Annotated in this window: 14 protein-coding genes and 2 rRNA genes; all 16 read left to right on the top strand. The window is 43.4% G+C overall.

Features of this window, described 5'->3' with window-relative positions; genetic code table 11:
• Positions 1–127: 127 nt before the first annotated feature.
• The 16 genes from BN985_RS01935 (at position 128) to BN985_RS01860 (ending at position 18,966) form a co-directional block, all read left to right on the top strand.
• Positions 128–859 carry a VWA domain-containing protein gene (locus BN985_RS01935; RefSeq protein ID WP_042220762.1) on the top strand — a complete coding sequence of 244 codons (732 nt, stop codon included), beginning with the start codon at positions 128–130 and terminating at the stop codon, positions 857–859.
• Positions 831–1,769 carry a serine/threonine-protein kinase gene (locus BN985_RS01930; RefSeq protein WP_232225519.1) on the top strand — a complete coding sequence of 313 codons (939 nt, stop codon included), beginning with the start codon at positions 831–833 and terminating at the stop codon, positions 1,767–1,769. The genes BN985_RS01935 and BN985_RS01930 overlap by 29 nt, the downstream gene beginning before the upstream one ends.
• Before the next feature lie 239 nt (positions 1,770–2,008).
• The gene (tilS, locus tag BN985_RS01925; protein ID WP_042220761.1) at positions 2,009–3,403 is read left to right on the top strand and encodes a tRNA lysidine(34) synthetase TilS; all 1,395 of its coding nucleotides are present in this window, start codon (positions 2,009–2,011) and stop codon (positions 3,401–3,403) included.
• Positions 3,404–3,414: 11 nt separating this feature from the next.
• The gene (hpt, locus tag BN985_RS01920; protein WP_042220760.1) at positions 3,415–3,960 is read left to right on the top strand and encodes a hypoxanthine phosphoribosyltransferase; all 546 of its coding nucleotides are present in this window, start codon (positions 3,415–3,417) and stop codon (positions 3,958–3,960) included.
• Between the two features lie 142 nt (positions 3,961–4,102).
• The gene (ftsH, locus tag BN985_RS01915; RefSeq protein WP_042220759.1) at positions 4,103–6,124 is read left to right on the top strand and encodes an ATP-dependent zinc metalloprotease FtsH; all 2,022 of its coding nucleotides are present in this window, start codon (positions 4,103–4,105) and stop codon (positions 6,122–6,124) included.
• A 361-nt stretch (positions 6,125–6,485) separates the two neighbouring features.
• The gene (locus tag BN985_RS01910) at positions 6,486–7,259 is read left to right on the top strand and encodes a type III pantothenate kinase (protein ID WP_042220758.1); all 774 of its coding nucleotides are present in this window, start codon (positions 6,486–6,488) and stop codon (positions 7,257–7,259) included.
• Between the two features lie 22 nt (positions 7,260–7,281).
• The gene (gene hslO / locus BN985_RS01905) at positions 7,282–8,151 is read left to right on the top strand and encodes an Hsp33 family molecular chaperone HslO (protein WP_042220757.1); all 870 of its coding nucleotides are present in this window, start codon (positions 7,282–7,284) and stop codon (positions 8,149–8,151) included.
• A gap of 32 nt (positions 8,152–8,183) precedes the next feature.
• Positions 8,184–9,092, top strand: a complete 909-nt coding sequence (locus tag BN985_RS01900; RefSeq protein ID WP_042220755.1) for a peptidylprolyl isomerase — start codon at positions 8,184–8,186, stop codon at positions 9,090–9,092.
• Positions 9,093–9,176: 84 nt separating this feature from the next.
• The gene (gene cysK / locus BN985_RS01895) at positions 9,177–10,106 is read left to right on the top strand and encodes a cysteine synthase A (RefSeq protein WP_042220754.1); all 930 of its coding nucleotides are present in this window, start codon (positions 9,177–9,179) and stop codon (positions 10,104–10,106) included.
• Between the two features lie 204 nt (positions 10,107–10,310).
• Positions 10,311–11,087: a dihydropteroate synthase gene (gene folP, locus BN985_RS01890; RefSeq protein WP_084157495.1), complete on the top strand. Its 777-nt coding sequence runs from the start codon at positions 10,311–10,313 to the stop codon at positions 11,085–11,087.
• Complete coding sequence (gene folB, locus BN985_RS01885; RefSeq protein ID WP_042220751.1) at positions 11,080–11,439, top strand: dihydroneopterin aldolase; 360 nt, start codon at positions 11,080–11,082, stop codon at positions 11,437–11,439. The genes folP and folB overlap by 8 nt, the downstream gene beginning before the upstream one ends.
• A 1-nt stretch (position 11,440) precedes the next feature.
• The gene (gene folK, locus BN985_RS01880) at positions 11,441–11,953 is read left to right on the top strand and encodes a 2-amino-4-hydroxy-6-hydroxymethyldihydropteridine diphosphokinase (RefSeq protein WP_042220750.1); all 513 of its coding nucleotides are present in this window, start codon (positions 11,441–11,443) and stop codon (positions 11,951–11,953) included.
• Positions 11,923–12,150, top strand: coding sequence for a helix-turn-helix domain-containing protein (locus BN985_RS01875; RefSeq protein ID WP_042220749.1), 228 nt, complete (start codon positions 11,923–11,925; stop codon positions 12,148–12,150). The genes folK and BN985_RS01875 overlap by 31 nt, the downstream gene beginning before the upstream one ends.
• 138 nt (positions 12,151–12,288) lie before the next feature.
• Positions 12,289–13,788: a lysine--tRNA ligase gene (lysS, locus tag BN985_RS01870; RefSeq protein ID WP_198029959.1), complete on the top strand. Its 1,500-nt coding sequence runs from the start codon at positions 12,289–12,291 to the stop codon at positions 13,786–13,788.
• 479 nt (positions 13,789–14,267) lie between these two features.
• Positions 14,268–15,831, top strand: a 16S ribosomal RNA gene (locus tag BN985_RS01865).
• A 215-nt stretch (positions 15,832–16,046) separates the two neighbouring features.
• Positions 16,047–18,966 (top strand): 23S ribosomal RNA (locus BN985_RS01860).
• The 16S and 23S rRNA genes sit together here, the layout of an rRNA operon.
• Positions 18,967–19,030 lie beyond the last annotated feature (64 nt).

Genomic DNA, 19,030 nt, shown 5'->3' with positions numbered 1-19,030 from the left:
CACTGTAAATGAGTTTTCTTTTACGATGAGAAAGTAATGAACCATATAGGGACACAGGTTAACAAAATGTATAAACCTTCCTTTTTCTGGCGAAGATGTTACTGGAATAAACGGGAGGTAGATGGCTTTGAAAAAAGGAACGATAAAGCAAATATTACTTATAACAGATGGATGCTCAAATAAGGGAGAAGACCCAGCTGCTACTGCTGCGCTCGCAAACCAGCAGGGCATAACGGTAAACGTTATTGGGATTATGGAAGACTTTCACACGGAAGAGTCAGAAGGGTTACAGGAAGTAGAAGAGATCGCCCTTTCTGGTGGTGGGGTGAGTCAGCTCGTCTATAAGCAATCCCTGTCCCAGACTGTACAGATGGTAACGAAACAGGCTATGACACAAACACTCCAAGGGTTTGTTAATAAGGAATTAAAGCAAATTCTTGGCTCAGAACAATCTATGGAAGATCTGGATCCGGAAAAACGGGGAGAAATTATGGAAGTTGTTGAGGATATGGGGGAAACATGTGACCTAGAAGTACTTGTTCTCCTTGATACAAGTGCTAGTATGGCTGACAAACTTGAGACGGTTAAGGAAGCTTTGATCGATCTTTCCCTTAGCTTAAATGCAAGAATAGGAAGAAATCGCTTCAGTATTTTTAGTTTCCCTGGTAAACGAAAAGATATGGAAAAAGTATTTGACTGGTCTCCTAGACTTGATTCAATATCGACTATTTTTCCTAAGCTGACTAGTGGTGGTATTACACCGACAGGTCCAGCAATTAGAGAAGCCATGTATCAGTTTGGCAAGAAAAGCTTACTAAGGAGCTTCAGAGATGATGAAGCAGGATTGGAAGAAGCATGATTCTGAAATCAGACCAGGGATGGTCGTTGAGGGGAAATGGCATCACAAAAAATACCTAATTAAGAAAAAACTTGGGGCAGGGGCAATTGGCTCGGTATACCTTTGTGATGTAAACGGAAGCCCTGCAGCACTAAAAATTAGTGATAATAGCACCTCCATGACAGTGGAGGTCAATGTTCTGAAATCACTTGAAAAGGTCCAGGGTTCACGTCTTGGACCTTATTTATTAGATGTCGATGATTGGACTTCACCACTTGGCACCAAATATGCATTTTACGTAATGGAATATTTAAAGGGAGAGGCTCTGGGGCCATTCATTCACCAGCATGGGAGGGAATGGATCGGGGTGTTTATGATCCAGCTCTTGGAGGATTTAAACAAGCTCCACCAATCTGGCTGGGTTTTCGGTGATCTAAAGACCGAGAATTTAATGGTGATCCAGACACCACCAAGACTTCGCTGGGTCGATGTTGGTGGAACTACGCAAATAGGCCGGGCTATAAAAGAATATACAGAGTTTTACGATCGTGGCTATTGGGGAATGGGAACGAGAAGGGCTGAACCAAGCTATGACCTATTTGCCTTTGTCATGGTCTTCTTACATGTTTATTACCCGAAGCGGTTTGAGAAAGGGGGCAACCCAGAAGCCACCTTAATGAGGAAGCTTAATGAAGTAAAAGCACTCACCCCCTACCGTCACGTGTTGAAAAAAGCGTTAACTGGAAAGTACACCTCAAGTTCTGACATGAAAAAGGAGCTTGTCCAGGTTTTGCAGCGTTTCCAGCAACAAAAGCAAACACGAACGCAAACTAGAAAAAAGACAAAAACCTCAAAACCAGCTGCTGCATTGGAGCTTGGTGGCATGACCTTTTTAGCTTTAGGGTACTATTTATTATCATTACTCTTTTAACCTTAATTTTATCCCGGAGCAACCGTCCGTAAGACTCCTACTTCAAAACATGAAGTGAAACAGTTAGTTTTTAGTGGGAGTAAACGGACTAACATGCCCGATTCGTTCAACTAACAATCAGTGGGGAAAGAACGAAAACCCCCACTAATTGAAGTTTCACTTTATCAGTTGGGCTTGCTTTATTACCTACTAGTTGTGTGATACGATGAACAAAAATGGGTTAGTTGGAGATGCACATAATGAAAAACACAGTCATGGCTTTTATAAAGGAAAAACAGTTACTTACAATGAATGCAACGGTCCTTGTAGGGGTGTCCGGAGGGCCCGACTCCATGGCGCTTTTACACTTTCTTAAGAGTTTGAGAAAGGAGTGGCAACTAGAAATCATTGCAATTTCTGTGGACCATCAATTACGAGGAGAGGAATCCTTGGAGGACCTTCGCTATGTAAAAGAAATGTGCATGCAGTGGGATATTCAGTTTGTCGGAACTTCTTTAGACGTTCCTACGTATAAAGAAACACACCACCTTGGAACACAGGTTGCAGCAAGGGAGCTACGTTATCAGTTTTTTACTGAGCAGATGAAACAATTCAATGCCTCCTTTCTTGCATTAGGACATCACGGAGATGATCAAGTAGAAACAATGTTGATGGAATTTGTACGTTCGGCAAGCTCCAATACCCTTTCTGGGATCCCGGTTAAAAGGAACTTTTCGACAGGGAGTATTATTAGGCCCTTCCTCTGTGTTACAAAGAAAGAAATTGAGGAGTATTGTGCTGCGGCACAAATCACTCCAAGAATCGATCCTTCAAATAATGAGATAAATTACACACGAAATTATTTCAGAAATCAGGTTCTTCCATTAATAAAAGAAAAAAATAGCAATATACATACTACCATACAGCGTTTGAGTGAAACGCTTCAAGAGGATGAAATATACCTGCAGACCGATGCTGAAAATATGGTTAAAGCGCTGGTAGGATCTAATTTCTCCAAGAGTGAGGTCAAGTTTAAAATTAATAGCTTCGAGCAGTACCCCCGCGCTTTACAAAGACGTGCCTTTCATCTAATATTAAATTATCTGTATGAAGATTTACCAAAGAACCTGTCTTATGTACATGAAGCACATTTTTTCTCATTATTACAAAGCAATAAAAGCAATGTCCAAATTGATTTCCCCCTTCATTTAAAGTTGGAAAAGTCCTATGCAAACATAAGGTTTTATTTTGACTTACAACAAGAACAAAATGAGACGTTTCATACAATAATGGAGATACCGGGGAAGGCCTTTTTACCAGACGGGGCAGCTGTTACAGCAACACTCGTTAAGGAATGTGCAGAGGAGGACGAGCTTACATATTTTTGTAGTATGGAGCAGGTAGCTTTACCACTACATATTAGAACCCGGCAATTTGGTGATAAGATGCGTTGGAAAGGTTTAAATGGAAGCAAAAAAGTTAAAGACATCTTTATCGATGCAAAAATCCCAAGAAATGAGAGGGATACCTGGCCAATTGTAACAGATAATAATGGGGAAATCCTTTGGCTTATCGGGCTGAAAAAGGGGAACCTCAAGAGAAAGTCGAACAATGCTTCGTATATTCAACTATACTATGAAAATGGCAACATGTAGGAGGAGCAAACATGCACGACGATATTCAGGAAATATTAATCACCCAAGACGATATTACTAATAAGTGTAAAGAGCTTGGGGAACAACTGACTAAGGAATATGATGGGAAGTTCCCATTAGCTATTGGCGTCCTAAAAGGGGCAATGCCATTTATGTCCGACATCCTTCGTTATACTGAAGTTCATTTAGAAATGGATTTCATGGATGTTTCTAGCTATGGAGGGGAAATGAGATCCTCGGGTGAAGTTAAAATAGTGAAGGACCTTGATACGAAGGTAGAAGGACGGGACCTGTTAATTATTGAAGACATTATTGATAGCGGGTTAACCTTAAGTTATTTAGTGGATCTCTTTAAATACCGTAAAGCAAGATCCATTAAAATTGTTACACTGCTCGATAAACCATCTGGCAGAACGGCAGCAGTGAAAGCGGACATGGTTGGGTTTGAAGTACCTAATGAGTTTGTTGTTGGTTATGGATTAGACTATCAAGAGAAATATCGCAACCTTCCATATATCGGAGTTCTTAAACCGAAAATTTATGGTGGCGAAGAGTAATTTTTTTACATGAAAAAGAAGGCTGGAAGCAGGTAGTTCAATTATTGGATTAACCTGGTAGAAGAAGGGGAATTAGTTGTATTCCAACTTTTTCTTATGGTACGATGTTATATAGTTTTTCCCGCTTGGGAGGAGGTAGGCAATGAATCGGATATTTCGCAATGTATTCTTCTGGGTACTCATATTTTTCGTCGTTGTCGGCGTTATAGGAGTATTTAACGGACAGAATGAAGAAGCAGAACAATTTAATGTAAAACAATTTACGGATGCTTTAAATAATGGTGAAATCGAAGAAATGACGATGCAGCCAGCAAATGGTATTATCCGCTACTCCGGAACTCTTACGGATGAAGAAAAACAATTCGTAGCACAAGTTCCAGATAATACAGATATAGTTGCCTCGATTACAGATCAGGCTCAGGAACAAAGTATACTTAAGGTAGAAGAAGAGGAACAACCAAGTGCTTGGGTAACTTTTCTAACTACTATGATACCGTTTCTAATTATCGGACTGTTCTTCTTATTTATACTTAGCCAGGCCCAAGGTGGCGGCGGCGGTGGCCGTGTCATGAACTTTGGTAAAAGCAAAGCTAAAATGTACAGTGAAGAAAAGAAAAAGGTACGTTTTAAAGATGTAGCAGGTGCTGATGAAGAGAAACAAGAGCTCGTTGAAGTAGTGGACTTTTTGAAGGATCCACGTAAGTTCTCTACTGTTGGTGCAAGAATTCCAAAAGGGGTACTGCTTGTAGGACCTCCAGGTACAGGTAAAACATTGTTGGCACGTGCAGTTGCTGGGGAAGCTGGAACACCGTTCTTCTCTATCAGTGGTTCGGACTTTGTTGAAATGTTTGTTGGTGTTGGTGCTTCTCGTGTACGTGATTTATTTGAAAATGCCAAGAAGAATGCACCATGTATTATCTTTATCGATGAAATTGATGCAGTAGGTAGACAGCGTGGCGCTGGGCTTGGCGGTGGCCATGATGAACGTGAGCAAACGCTAAACCAATTGCTAGTAGAAATGGACGGATTTGGTGTAAATGAAGGTATCATTATCATTGCTGCAACAAACCGTGCAGATATCCTTGACCCAGCACTCTTACGTCCAGGACGTTTTGACCGTCAAATTACGGTAGATCGCCCAGATGTAAAAGGTCGTCAGGAAGTATTACAAGTTCACGCAAGAAACAAACCATTAGATGACACAGTAGATATGAAAGTAATTGCGATGCGTACGCCAGGATTCTCTGGTGCGGATCTGGAAAACTTGCTCAATGAGGCAGCACTTGTTGCAGCTCGTTCAGACCGAGCTGAAATCAACATGCTTGATGTCGATGAAGCGATCGACAGAGTAATTGCTGGTCCTGCGAAGAAGAGTAGAGTTATTTCACAAAAAGAGCGTAATATTGTTGCATACCATGAAAGTGGGCATACAATTATCGGAATGGTCTTAGATGATGCTGATATGGTCCACAAGGTTACAATCGTTCCTCGTGGTCAAGCTGGTGGTTATGCTGTCATGCTTCCTAGAGAAGATCGTTACTTTATGACAAAACCAGAGCTTTTTGATAAGATCACAGGTCTCCTTGGTGGACGTGTTGCCGAAGAAATTATCTTCGGTGAAGTAAGTACTGGGGCACATAATGACTTCCAGCGTGCAACAGGCATTGCTCGTAAGATGATTACTGAATATGGTATGAGTGATAAAATTGGACCGCTTCAATTTACGAGCGGCGGTGGCGGCGATGTGTTCCTTGGAAGAGATATCGGCAATGAGCAAAACTATAGTGACTCTATTGCACGAGATATTGACCAAGAGATGCAGAATTTCATTAATTACTGCTATGAGCGCGCGAAAACAATTTTAACGGAAAATCGCGATAAGCTTGAGCTGGTTGCCAAAACGCTTCTTGACGTGGAAACACTTGATGCGAAGCAAATCAAATCACTGTTTGAAGATGGTACACTTCCAGAGCCAGAGGATTACGGTACAGAATCTAAAGATGTGAAAGTAAATATACAATCTAAAGAAGATGAGCCAGAGTCTTTCGAAGAGGCAAAGGAAGAAGAAGAGACTAAACGCACTGAAGATCGTTACATTAATGATCCAATCATGCAGGACAACAAGCCAGCTTCTGGTGATGATGATGAAAAAGATAACAAGTAATAGAAAGTAATAATAAGGCAGCTCTCCTATTTAGGGGAGCTGCCTTTTGCTTGTATGGGAGAGCTCCTTTTTTGGGCGGAGTTCATACTGAAGATGAACGCCGTTTAGTTGTTAGATCCTGCTGGAAATGAGGTTCATAGTGGAGATGAACGTCAAAAAGGAGAGAGAACTTGCAGGAAATGAAGTTCATAGTGGATGAACCTCTTTCTATATGGGAGCTCCTCTAATCAGGAAGCTCATAAATTCGATTCAGCATATTCAGCATAGAATCTGGACATTGCACATTCCATGTTGAATTATGTTATATTATAAGTTGTAAAAAGGGGATAAAAAGGTTTATATAGAAGGGTCTGGATACGATATGCTATTTGTACTGGATGTAGGAAACACGAATACGGTTCTGGGGGTGTTTGAACAGGACGAGCTTAAACACGAATGGCGGATTAAAACAGACCGTTATAAAACAGAAGATGAATTTGGAATGCTAATAAAGTCTTTACTTGATCATAAAGGGATTGCCTTTTCAGATATGCATGGGGTTATCATTTCATCTGTTGTTCCACCGATAATGTTTGCATTGGAAAGAATGTGCAAGCTTTATTTTAATATAAAACCAATGGTTATCGGGAAGGCAGATGTTCAATCCCATCTTAAAATGCAGTATCCGAATCCACAAGAGATTGGAGCGGATCGTATAGTAAATGCGGTTGGCGCCATCACGGAATACAAGGGACCATTAATAATCATTGATTTTGGTACAGCGACAACCTATTGCTATATCAATAAGGATGAAGAATATGTAGGTGGAGTTATTTCCCCGGGCATAAACGTGTCGATGGAAGCACTCTACAGTAAGGCATCTAAATTGCCAAAAATAGAATTTGTACCACCAGAACGCGTAGTGGGGGTTTCCACAGTAGAAGCAATGCAATCGGGTATGTTTTATGGATATGTGGGACAAGTTGATGGAATAGTAAAACGTATTAAGGAACAAAACAATATCGAGGCAACTGTTATTGCTACAGGTGGGTTAGCTTCATTAATTTCCCATGCCTCTGAAACTATTGACCATGTAGAGCCACATCTAACATTAAAAGGACTTAACCTGATCTATCAAAAGAATCAAAAGCAATAGCATACAGAAGGAGGAAAACAGCATGAACGATTATATAATAAAAGCAACGGCTTACCAGGGGAAAGTAAGAGCATATGCCGCAACCTCTACGGAAACAGTAGAAGAAGCGCGCAGAAGGCATGATACATGGGCAACGGCATCTGCTGCACTGGGTAGGACGATAACCATTACAGCAATGATGGGAGCTATGCTTAAAGGGGAAGATTCACTAACTGTAAAAGTTGAAGGGGGAGGACCAATTGGTGCGATTATTGCGGACGCTAACGCGAACGGACATGTCCGAGGTTATGTATCCAATCCTCATGTAGACTTTGATTTGAATGCCAAAGGAAAGCTCGATGTTGCAAGAGCAGTAGGAACGGAAGGGAATCTAAGCATTATTAAGGATTTAGGACTTAAAGATTTCTTTACAGGGGAAGTTCCGGTTATTTCCGGGGAAATTAGTGAAGACTTTACTTATTACTTTGCAAATTCGGAGCAAGTTCCTTCTGCGGTAGGAGCGGGAGTTCTCGTGAACCCGGATCACACTATTTTGGCAGCGGGGGGATTTATTTTACAAATCATGCCCGGCGCTGACGATGAAATCATTACACGATTAGAAAAGCAAATAGAATCCATACCACCTATATCTTCTCTTATTAGAGAAGGGAATAGCCCAGAAGAAGTACTTGAACGATTACTTGGTGAAGATGAGCTAAAAATTCATGAGAAGTTACCACTTGAATTCCGTTGTAGATGTTCAAGAGAAAGACTTGAGCAGGCTATAATTGGTTTAGGGAATGAAGAGATAGAAAACATGATTCAGGAAGATCATGGTGCTGAGGCAAGTTGTCATTTCTGCAACGAGAAATATGTTTTTACTGAGGAAGAGTTAAAGACTTTAAAGCAATAGAGTAAGTAAGGGTGTACAGGGGGAATGGAGAGATGTCAAAAAAATTATTGCTCGGCATTATCGTTATCCTAATCATTACCAATATCGCTTCTTTAACCTTTTGGAACAGTGAGGAGCAACCATCTGGAAGTGAAGAGGATGAGGGTGGACCGGCCATTAATACGAAAGAACCAGTTGCAACAATTGGTGAAGATGAAATCACCTATGAAAATTGGATGAGTAGCTTGCGTTCAAACCATGGTGAAAAACAATTAAAAACGTTAATTGACCACCGCGTTGTAAATCAAATGGCGAATGATAAAGGAATAGAAATAGATGAAAAAGTGATTGACCGGGAAGTTTCAATGCTGACAGCAATGCAAGGCGTAATGACGGAAGAAGAGTACGACAAAGCGCAAGAAGGCTGGAGAGAAGACATCCGTTACCGATACCAGTTAGAAATGCTGTTAACGGAAGGAACGGAAATCCCAGAGGGAGATTTACAAAGTCATTACCAAACGTATGGCAACCAATACAATGTCACCCCGTCTATGCAGCTCTCGCACATTGTGGTAGAAGATGAAGAAACAGCCAACAAGGTAAAAGAAGAGTTGGATAGTGGTGCCTCTTTCGATATGCTTGCCCAAGAGTACTCTATAGATGAGGAAACTAGAGATAATGGTGGCTATATGGGCTACATTTTTACTACAAGTCAATTCTTTCCTAATGGCTATAAAGAAAAGGTAGCAGAAATGGATGAGCATTCATATGGTAACCCTTTTGCTGTAGGTAACAATTATGCCATCGTTTATCTACACAAAAGTTTGCCAGCAATTGACTTTACTTATGACGAAATGAAGCCATACGTAAAAAGTGAACTAGCAATGCATGAACTTGATCAGACTTTAACTGCTGACCCGCTATGGGATGAACTAGACATTGAATGGGTGTATGGTGAATAGACTACTATTAGTTGACATTTAGACTGATAAAACGTACATTAGAATTAAATCATACAAAATGACTAGGAATTAGGAGGGGTTTGAATGAGAGTAGCTGATAATATTACTGGACTAATTGGCCAGACTCCAATCGTGAAATTAAATGGAGTATCAGAAGAAAACAGTGCTGACATTTATGTAAAGCTTGAATTTATGAATCCTGGAAGTTCAGTCAAGGATCGAATTGCATTGGCCATGATAGAAGCAGCTGAGAAAGAAGGTGCTTTAAAGGCTGGTGATACGATTATCGAGCCAACTAGTGGAAACACAGGGATTGGCCTCGCAATGGTAGCAGCAGCTAAAGGGTACCAAGCAGTTCTTGTTATGCCAGATACAATGAGTAAAGAGCGGAGAAATCTATTGCGTGCATATGGAGCGAAGCTTGTCCTTACTCCAGGTGCAGAGGGAATGAAAGGCGCCATCAGTAAAGCAGAAGAATTGCAAAAGGAAAATGGCTATTTTATGCCACAGCAATTTAACAATGAAGCTAACCCTGAAATCCATGCACGAGCTACAGGAACTGAAATTGTAGAGCAAATGAAAGATGGGCTTGATGCTTTCGTTTCTGGTATCGGCACAGGTGGTACGATTACAGGTGCGGGTAAAGTATTGAAAGACCACTTTAAAGAAATAAAAATTTACGCTGTTGAGCCAGAGGATTCGGCTATCCTATCTGGGGAGAAACCTGGTCCCCATAAAATTCAAGGTATTGGAGCAGGATTTGTTCCGAAAATACTGGATACAAAAGTATATGATGACGTTCTTCGTATTTCAAATGATGAAGCCTTTGCTACCTCTCGTGAAGTGGCTACTACGAATGGAATACTTGGCGGAATCTCAGCTGGTGCGGCGGTAGCGGCAGCTAAAAAGGTTGCAAAACAACTTGGCAAAGGGAAAAAAGTTCTTGCTGTATTCCCTGATAATGGAGAGCGTTATTTATCTACTCCACTATACCAATTTGAAGAAGATAAGTAAGGAATCAACAAGTAAAGGTCAGTACCTTAAGAGGGGCTGGCTTTTTCTTTTGTTGTATGTCCTTTAAATGAATTTCAACAGGTCGCCTGCCATTCCGGATTGTGGTACGATAGTAGGTGAATTAAGGGTGCGAAAGAAGGTTCGATTTAGGTGAAAATCAAAACAGAACATTTAATATATGATCTAACAGAAAGAACACATATTATGGGTATTTTGAATGTGACGCCAGATTCCTTTTCTGATGGAGGTAGCTATGAATCTACGGAAAAAGCAGTAGAGCAAGCAATCCTTATGGAAAAGGAAGGGGCAGATATTCTTGATATTGGCGGGGAATCCACTCGACCAGATCATGACCCGGTCGCTCTAGAAGAGGAGTTAAAGCGCGTTATCCCTGCGATTGAGGCTATAAGGGAAAAGGTATCGATTCCGATATCGATTGATACCTATAAAGCTGAAACAGCGAGAAGAGCTCTTGAAGCTGGAGCAACTATAATTAATGATGTGTGGGGAGCGAAGAAGGAGCCGGCTATTGCAAAAGTTGCTGCGGAATACGGTGCCCCGATCATCTTGATGCATAACCGTGATAATATGAGTTATAACGATCTTATTGAGGACATGAAGCGCGATCTTATTGAAAGCATCGATATCGCTTTGTCAGCAGGTGTGAAAAAAGAGAATATTATAGTTGACCCTGGGGTTGGCTTTGCGAAAACGGGAGAAGATAATCTTAAGGTGATGAATAACCTTGAGGCCTTTCATGCACTAGGATTCCCGCTGTTATTAGGAACCTCACGTAAACGATTTATCGGTCATGTGCTTGGGAATGAGGCGAAACAGCGTGATGTAGGAACAGGTGCAACGACGTGCCTAGGGATTACCAAGGGCGTGAAGATCGTTCGGGTACACAATGTAAGATTGAATAAAGAACTAGCAGTCATGACAGATGCAATGCATAGAGCGGGGAGTGTTACATTTGGATAAGATTATACTTAATGGTCTGCAGTTTTATGGGTATCATGGCTTACTCCCAGAGGAAAACAAACTCGGTCAGCGGTTTAATGTGGATGTGGAGTTGTTTGTTAGCCTACAGAAGGCTGGAAAGTCAGACAATATGCATGACTCCATTCATTATGGACAAGCTTATGAGAAGATTAAAGAAGTCGTCGAAGGGAAAGCTATGAACCTAATTGAATCCGTTGCAGAGGCAATTTCGGATGAATTGTTACACTCTTTTTCCATGCTTGCAGCCTGCAGAGTGAAGGTAATCAAACCTGACCCACCAATACCAGGACATTATCATTCGGTTGCTGTTGAAATATATAGGGAGAGATAGAATGAATATAGTATTTATCGCATTAGGAACAAACATTGAACCGAGAGAAGGACATCTTCAAGAGGCAATAAAACTGCTGAACGACTATTCGGAAATAAGGGTAGAAAAGGTGTCTTCTATTTATGAAACAGCTCCCGTTGGTTATGCAAATCAGGCGGACTTTTTAAATATGGTGGTGGAGGTCCATACTACTGATTCTCCCTTGACGTTGTTGGATAAATGCCAGGAAATTGAACAACTGCTTGGTAGAAAAAGGGGGATACGCTTTGGCCCTCGCACAATAGACCTTGACATTTTGCTTTATAATCAAGAAAATAGTAAAACGGAACGATTAATTATTCCTCACCCAAGAATGCATCAACGAGCTTTTGTTCTTATACCATTACTTGAAATTGCGTCATCATTAGAAATTAAAGAACTTGGGAAAAACGTGAAGGAATTAATGAGAGAACTTCCAGAAACAGACATAAAGGATGTACGTATATGGATGCGAAGCGAGTCGGAAGAAGGATAAAGGCCTTCCGTAAATTAAAGGGGTATACACAAATAGCGTTTGCTGAAAAGGTAGAAATTCCTATCGCGGTTATAGGGGCGGTAGAACGAGGAACGAAAGAAGCGGACGAAGAACTGCTAAAGAAGATAACAAAATTTCTAGAGATATCTAAAGAAGAACTAGTATTGGAGAAACAAACTGAAGAGATCCAATCATAATGGGAACCATCACCAATTATTTATCCCTTGTAAAACTAATATATTTCAAACAGGGACCATGGTGGTATCAAACGTGATGCAGAACATCAGTCAGCTCGACTTAGGCAGTTATACATTAAAATTAGATATTTTACATTAATGACAGGAGTGATAGTGGTGTCAGAAGAATTAAATGAACATATGCGGGTAAGACGTGATAAGTTAAATAGCTACAGAGAGCAAGGGCTTGATCCATTTGGCAGCAAATTTGAGCGTACACATCTTGCGCAAGAATTACTTGCTTCTTATGACCAGTTTACGAAGGAAGAACTAGAAGAAAAGACAGATAGCGTGACAATAGCAGGAAGATTGATGACCAAAAGAGGAAAAGGAAAAGCAGGTTTTGCACATATTCAAGATCTAAGTGGTCAAATTCAATTATACATTCGTAAAGATTCTGTCGGTGAAGAAGCATATGAAGTATTCCAATCAACTGACCTTGGGGATATTGTCGGTGTGACAGGGGTTATGTTCAAGACAAATGTCGGAGAGCTTTCTGTTAAAGCGACTGAATTTCAGTTACTAACAAAATCACTTCGCCCATTACCTGAAAAGTATCATGGACTTAAAGATATTGAACAGCGTTATCGCCAGCGGTACTTAGATCTTATAACGAATCTAGATAGCAGGGAAACATTTGTATTACGAAGTAAAATCATTCAATCTATGAGACGTTATTTGGATGGACAAGGCTTCTTAGAAGTGGAGACGCCTATGATGCATGGAATTCCTGGTGGAGCATCTGCTCGTCCATTTGAAACACATCACAATGCGCTAGATATTCCTTTATATATGCGTATAGCAATTGAACTACATCTAAAACGCCTTATTGTAGGTGGTTTAGAAAAGGTGTATGAAATTGGTCGTGTTTTCCGTAATGAAGGTGTATCTACAAGGCACAACCCAGAATTCACAATGATTGAACTGTATGAAGCATACGCAGACTATAAGGATGTAATGGCTTTAACAGAGAACCTAATCGCCCATATTGCAAAAGAGGTTCTAGGAACAACGAAGATCACCTATGGCGAAGAAGAAGTGAACCTTGAGCCTGCATGGAGAAGAGTGCATATGGTTGATGCCGTTAAAGAAGCAACAGGAGTAGATTTTTGGAAGGAAATGACTGATGAAGAAGCAAGAGAGCTTGCGAAGGAAAATGGCATTGAGATAAGAGAAACCATGTCGTTTGGCCATGTAGTAAATGAATTTTTCGAGCAAAAAGTAGAAGAGACTCTAATTCAGCCTACCTTTGTATATGGTCATCCTGTGGCTATTTCTCCATTAGCTAAGAAAAACCCAGAGGATGAACGTTTTACAGATCGCTTTGAATTATTTATTGTAGGGCGCGAGCATGCAAACGCGTTTAGTGAATTGAATGATCCAATTGATCAACGTGAACGTTTTGAAGCCCAAGTTAAAGAGAGAGCAGAGGGGAACGACGAAGCTCATCTTATGGATGATGATTTCCTTGAGGCGTTAGAGTACGGTATGCCTCCAACAGGTGGTTTAGGTATTGGGATTGATAGGTTAGTGATGCTTTTAACTAATGCGCCGTCTATCCGAGACGTGCTGCTGTTTCCGCAAATGCGAAATAAATAAGTTGTAAATACAATGGCTCACAGGAGGAACACTTCTGTGGGCTTTTTTATATACTTATAAAGTGGTAGTGAAAGCAGAGGAAGCAAAGCATATCTCAATTATCTGGGTATAGGTGAATTGGCTAAATAATACGAATATACTTTTCTTTAATTTCTTTTTAAAATGTACTTGCATTCGAATATGAATCATGATAAATTAATAAACGTTGCTTCAACAGACAGCAACAAGACAAACATATTAAGAGAAAATCATTTAAATTAATTTCAAAAAAACATTGACTTGATAATCTCAATATGATATATTTATAAAGTCGCCAAATTGATTAGCGACTTACAAAATTGCTCTTTGAAAACTGAACAAAACAACTAGTATGTCAAGGAAAAACAGATATTCTGTTTTTCGAAGAAATACAAGCAGAAGCCAGTATTCTGCGAAAGCTAAGACAGATTGTGTTGATTGGTGTCAACATGATACAAACTTTTTTGGAGAGTTTGATCTTGGCTCAGGACGAACGCTGGCGGCGTGCCTAATACATGCAAGTCGAGCGCAGGAAGCAAGCAGATCCCCTTCGGGGGTGACGCTTGTGGAATGAGCGGCGGACGGGTGAGTAACACGTGGGCAACCTGCCTGTAAGACTGGGATAACCCCGGGAAACCGGGGCTAATACCGGATAATACTTTTCTTTGCATAAAGGAAAGTTGAAAGGCGGTTTCGGCTGCCACTTACAGATGGGCCCGCGGCGCATTAGCTAGTTGGTGAGGTAACGGCTCACCAAGGCGACGATGCGTAGCCGACCTGAGAGGGTGATCGGCCACACTGGGACTGAGACACGGCCCAGACTCCTACGGGAGGCAGCAGTAGGGAATCTTCCGCAATGGACGAAAGTCTGACGGAGCAACGCCGCGTGAGTGATGAAGGTTTTCGGATCGTAAAACTCTGTTGTTAGGGAAGAACAAGTCGGGTAGTAACTGACCCGGCCTTGACGGTACCTAACCAGAAAGCCCCGGCTAACTACGTGCCAGCAGCCGCGGTAATACGTAGGGGGCAAGCGTTGTCCGGAATTATTGGGCGTAAAGCGCTCGCAGGCGGTCCTTTAAGTCTGATGTGAAATCTCGCGGCTCAACCGCGAACGGTCATTGGAAACTGGAGGACTTGAGTACAGAAGAGGAGAGTGGAATTCCACGTGTAGCGGTGAAATGCGTAGAGATGTGGAGGAACACCAGTGGCGAAGGCGACTCTCTGGTCTGTAACTGACGCTGAGGAGCGAAAGCGTGGGGAGCGAACAGGATTAGATACCCTGGTAGTCCACGCCGTAAACGATGAGTGCTAGGTGTTAGGGGGTTTCCGCCCCTTAGTGCTGAAGTTAACGCATTAAGCACTCCGCCTGGGGAGTACGGCCGCAAGGCTGAAACTCAAAAGAATTGACGGGGGCCCGCACAAGCGGTGGAGCATGTGGTTTAATTCGAAGCAACGCGAAGAACCTTACCAGGTCTTGACATCCTCTGCTATTCCTAGAGATAGGAAGTTCCCTTCGGGGACAGAGTGACAGGTGGTGCATGGTTGTCGTCAGCTCGTGTCGTGAGATGTTGGGTTAAGTCCCGCAACGAGCGCAACCCTTGATCTTAGTTGCCAGCATTAAGTTGGGCACTCTAAGGTGACTGCCGGTGACAAACCGGAGGAAGGTGGGGATGACGTCAAATCATCATGCCCCTTATGACCTGGGCTACACACGTGCTACAATGGATGGAACAAAGGGAAGCAAAACCGCGAGGTCAAGCAAATCCCATAAAACCATTCTCAGTTCGGATTGCAGGCTGCAACTCGCCTGCATGAAGCCGGAATCGCTAGTAATCGCGGATCAGCATGCCGCGGTGAATACGTTCCCGGGCCTTGTACACACCGCCCGTCACACCACGAGAGTTGGTAACACCCGAAGTCGGTGAGGTAACCTTTTGGAGCCAGCCGCCGAAGGTGGGACCAATGATTGGGGTGAAGTCGTAACAAGGTAGCCGTATCGGAAGGTGCGGCTGGATCACCTCCTTTCTAAGGATAGAAACGGAACGCCGAGGATTCTCTTCGGAGAATCTTCCGGTAAGGATATACTAGTTGTTTGGTTCAGTTTTGAGGGAGCAATTCTCTCACTTGTACCTTGAAAACTAAATAAGAGTAACAACGACATCATTTTTTAAAGCTGCAACAATTTGTTCAGCTTGAATATAGCAAGGCTAAGAAATTAGCACGCTTATTTACTGTAACTTAGTTAAGTGAATAAGGGCGCACGGTGGATGCCTTGGCACTAGGAGCCGAAGAAGGACGGGACTAACACCGATATGTCTCGGGGAGTCGTAAGTAGACATTGATCCGGGAATTTCCGAATGGGGGAACCCACTGTTCGTAATGGAACAGTACCTTTACCTGAATACATAGGGTATTGGAGGCAGACCCGGGGAACTGAAACATCTCAGTACCCGGAGGAAGAGAAAGCAAATGCGATTTCCCAAGTAGCGGCGAGCGAAACGGAATTAGCCCAAACCAGAAAGCTTGCTTTCTGGGGTTGTAGGACACTCCACACGGAGTTACAAAGAAATTCTTTAGATGAATCGATCTGGAACGATCAGCCATAGCGGGTAAGAGCCCTGTAATCGAAAAGGAATTTCCTCCGGAGTGTATCCTGAGTACGGCGGAACACGAGAAATTCCGTCGGAATCCGGGAGGACCATCTCCCAAGGCTAAATACTCCCTAGTGACCGATAGTGAACCAGTACCGTGAGGGAAAGGTGAAAAGCACCCCGGGAGGGGAGTGAAAGAGAACCTGAAACCGTGTGCCTACAAGTAGTCGAAGCCCGTTAATGGGTGACGGCGTACCTTTTGTAGAATGGACCGGCGAGTTACGATCGTATGCAAGGTTAAGTGGAAGACACGGAGCCGCAGCGAAAGCGAGTCTGAATAGGGCGATTTGAGTATGCGGTCGTAGACCCGAAACCGTGTGATCTACCCATGTCCAGGGTGAAGGTCAGGTAACACTGACTGGAGGCCCGAACCCACGTATGTTGAAAAATGCGGGGATGAGGTGTGGGTAGGGGTGAAATGCCAATCGAACACGGAGATAGCTGGTTCTCTCCGAAATAGCTTTAGGGCTAGCCTCAAGCATCGAGTACTGGAGGTAGAGCACTGATTGGACTAGGGGCCCTCACCGGGTTACCGAATTCAGTCAAACTCCGAATGCCAGATACTTAGACTTGGGAGTCAGACTATGGGTGATAAGGTTCATAGTCGAAAGGGAAACAGCCCAGACCGCCAGCTAAGGTCCCAAAGTATACGTTAAGTGGAAAAGGATGTGGAGTTGCCCAGACAACCAGGATGTTGGCTTAGAAGCAGCCACCATTTAAAGAGTGCGTAATAGCTCACTGGTCGAGTGACTCTGCGCCGAAAATGTACCGGGGCTAAACGTATCACCGAAGCTGCGGATTGTTCTTCGAACAATGGTAGGAGAGCGTTCTACGGGCAGTGAAGTCAGACCGTGAGGACTGGTGGAGCGCGTAGAAGTGAGAATGCCGGTATGAGTAGCGAAAAAAGAGTGAGAATCTCTTTCACCGAATGCCTAAGGTTTCCTGAGGAAGGCTCGTCCTCTCAGGGTTAGTCGGGACCTAAGCCGAGGCCGAAAGGCGTAGGCGATGGACAACAGGTAGATATTCCTGTACCACCTCTTGAATGTTTGAGCAATGGGGGGACGCAGAAGGATATGGAATGCGCACCGATGGATGTGTGCGCCCAAGCAGTGAGAATGTTGGATAGGCAAATCCGTCCAACTGAGTTCAAGCTGTGATGGGGAGGGAAATTAAGTACCGAAGTTCCAGATTTCACACTGCCAAGAAAAGCCTCTAGTGAGTTCAAAGGTGCCCGTACCGCAAACCGACACAGGTAGGCGAGGAGAGAATCCTAAGGTGAGCGGGAGAACTCTCGTTAAGGAACTCGGCAAAATGACCCCGTAACTTCGGGAGAAGGGGTGCTCCTTTTTAGGAGGAGCCGCAGTGAATAGGCCCAAGCGACTGTTTAGCAAAAACACAGGTCTCTGCGAAGCCGAAAGGCGAAGTATAGGGGCTGACACCTGCCCGGTGCTGGAAGGTTAAGGGGAAGCGTTAGGCGCAAGCCGAAGCGTAGAACCGAAGCCCCAGTAAACGGCGGCCGTAACTATAACGGTCCTAAGGTAGCGAAATTCCTTGTCGGGTAAGTTCCGACCCGCACGAAAGGTGCAACGACTTGGGCACTGTCTCAACGAGAGACCCGGTGAAATTATACTATGCGTGAAGATGCGCATTACCCGCGACAGGACGGAAAGACCCCGTGGAGCTTTACTGTAGCCTGATATTGAATGTTGGTACAGCTTGTACAGGATAGGTGGGAGCCTTCGAAGCGTGAGCGCTAGCTTACGTGGAGGCATCCGTGGGATACCACCCTGGCTGTACGAACCTTCTAACCCAGGACCGTAATCCGGTTCGGAGACAGTGTCAGGCGGGCAGTTTGACTGGGGCGGTCGCCTCCCAAAAGGTAACGGAGGCGCCCAAAGGTTCCCTCAGAATGGTTGGAAATCATTCGTAGAGTGTAAAGGCACAAGGGAGCTTGACTGCGAGACCTACAAGTCGAGCAGGGACGAAAGTCGGGCTTAGTGATCCGGTGGTTCCGCATGGAAGGGCCATCGCTCAACGGATAAAAGCTACCCCGGGGATAACAGGCTTATCTCCCCCAAGAGTTCACATCGACGGGGAGGTTTGGCACCTCGATGTCGGCTCATCGCATCCTGGGGCTGTAGTCGGTCCCAAGGGTTGGGCTGTTCGCCCATTAAAGCGGTACGCGAGCTGGGTTCAGAACGTCGTGAGACAGTTCGGTCCCTATCCGTCGTGGGCGTTGGAAGTTTGAGAGGAGCTGTCCTTAGTACGAGAGGACCGGGATGGACACACCGCTGGTGTACCAGTTGTTCCGCCAGGAGCATAGCTGGGTAGCTACGTGTGGCAGGGATAAGTGCTGAAAGCATCTAAGCATGAAGCCCCCCTCAAGATGAGACTTCCCATCACTTCGAGTGAGTAAGATCCCTCAGAGACGATGAGGTTGATAGGTCCGAGGTGGAAGCGTGGTGACACGTGGAGCTGACGGATACTAATAGATCGAGGACTTAACTAACATTTTTTGATTCGTTGTTATCTCTTATTTAGTTTTTAGGGTATAAAAAACCCTTGCATTTTTT

This window comes from Oceanobacillus manasiensis (genome assembly GCF_000724085.1).
GTDB classification, from domain to species: domain Bacteria; phylum Bacillota; class Bacilli; order Bacillales; family Amphibacillaceae; genus Oceanobacillus_B; species Oceanobacillus_B manasiensis.
Note: the sequence above shows the minus strand (reverse complement) of the source record. Positions and strands in the feature narration are given on the sequence as shown.

Excerpts from the sequence above, each read along its gene's own strand:
- BN985_RS01930 (WP_232225519.1), top strand. The coding sequence starts at position 831 with ATGATGAAGCAGGATTGGAAGAAGCATGATTCTGAAATCAGACCAGGG.
- tilS (WP_042220761.1), top strand. The coding sequence starts at position 2,009 with ATGAAAAACACAGTCATGGCTTTTATAAAGGAAAAACAGTTACTTACA.
- hpt (WP_042220760.1), top strand. The coding sequence starts at position 3,415 with ATGCACGACGATATTCAGGAAATATTAATCACCCAAGACGATATTACT.
- ftsH (WP_042220759.1), top strand. The coding sequence starts at position 4,103 with ATGAATCGGATATTTCGCAATGTATTCTTCTGGGTACTCATATTTTTC.
- BN985_RS01910 (WP_042220758.1), top strand. The coding sequence starts at position 6,486 with ATGCTATTTGTACTGGATGTAGGAAACACGAATACGGTTCTGGGGGTG.
- hslO (WP_042220757.1), top strand. The coding sequence starts at position 7,282 with ATGAACGATTATATAATAAAAGCAACGGCTTACCAGGGGAAAGTAAGA.
- BN985_RS01900 (WP_042220755.1), top strand. The coding sequence starts at position 8,184 with ATGTCAAAAAAATTATTGCTCGGCATTATCGTTATCCTAATCATTACC.
- cysK (WP_042220754.1), top strand. The coding sequence starts at position 9,177 with ATGAGAGTAGCTGATAATATTACTGGACTAATTGGCCAGACTCCAATC.
- folP (WP_084157495.1), top strand. The coding sequence starts at position 10,311 with ATGGGTATTTTGAATGTGACGCCAGATTCCTTTTCTGATGGAGGTAGC.
- folK (WP_042220750.1), top strand. The coding sequence starts at position 11,441 with ATGAATATAGTATTTATCGCATTAGGAACAAACATTGAACCGAGAGAA.
- BN985_RS01875 (WP_042220749.1), top strand. The coding sequence starts at position 11,923 with ATGGATGCGAAGCGAGTCGGAAGAAGGATAAAGGCCTTCCGTAAATTA.
- lysS (WP_198029959.1), top strand. The coding sequence starts at position 12,289 with ATGACAGGAGTGATAGTGGTGTCAGAAGAATTAAATGAACATATGCGG.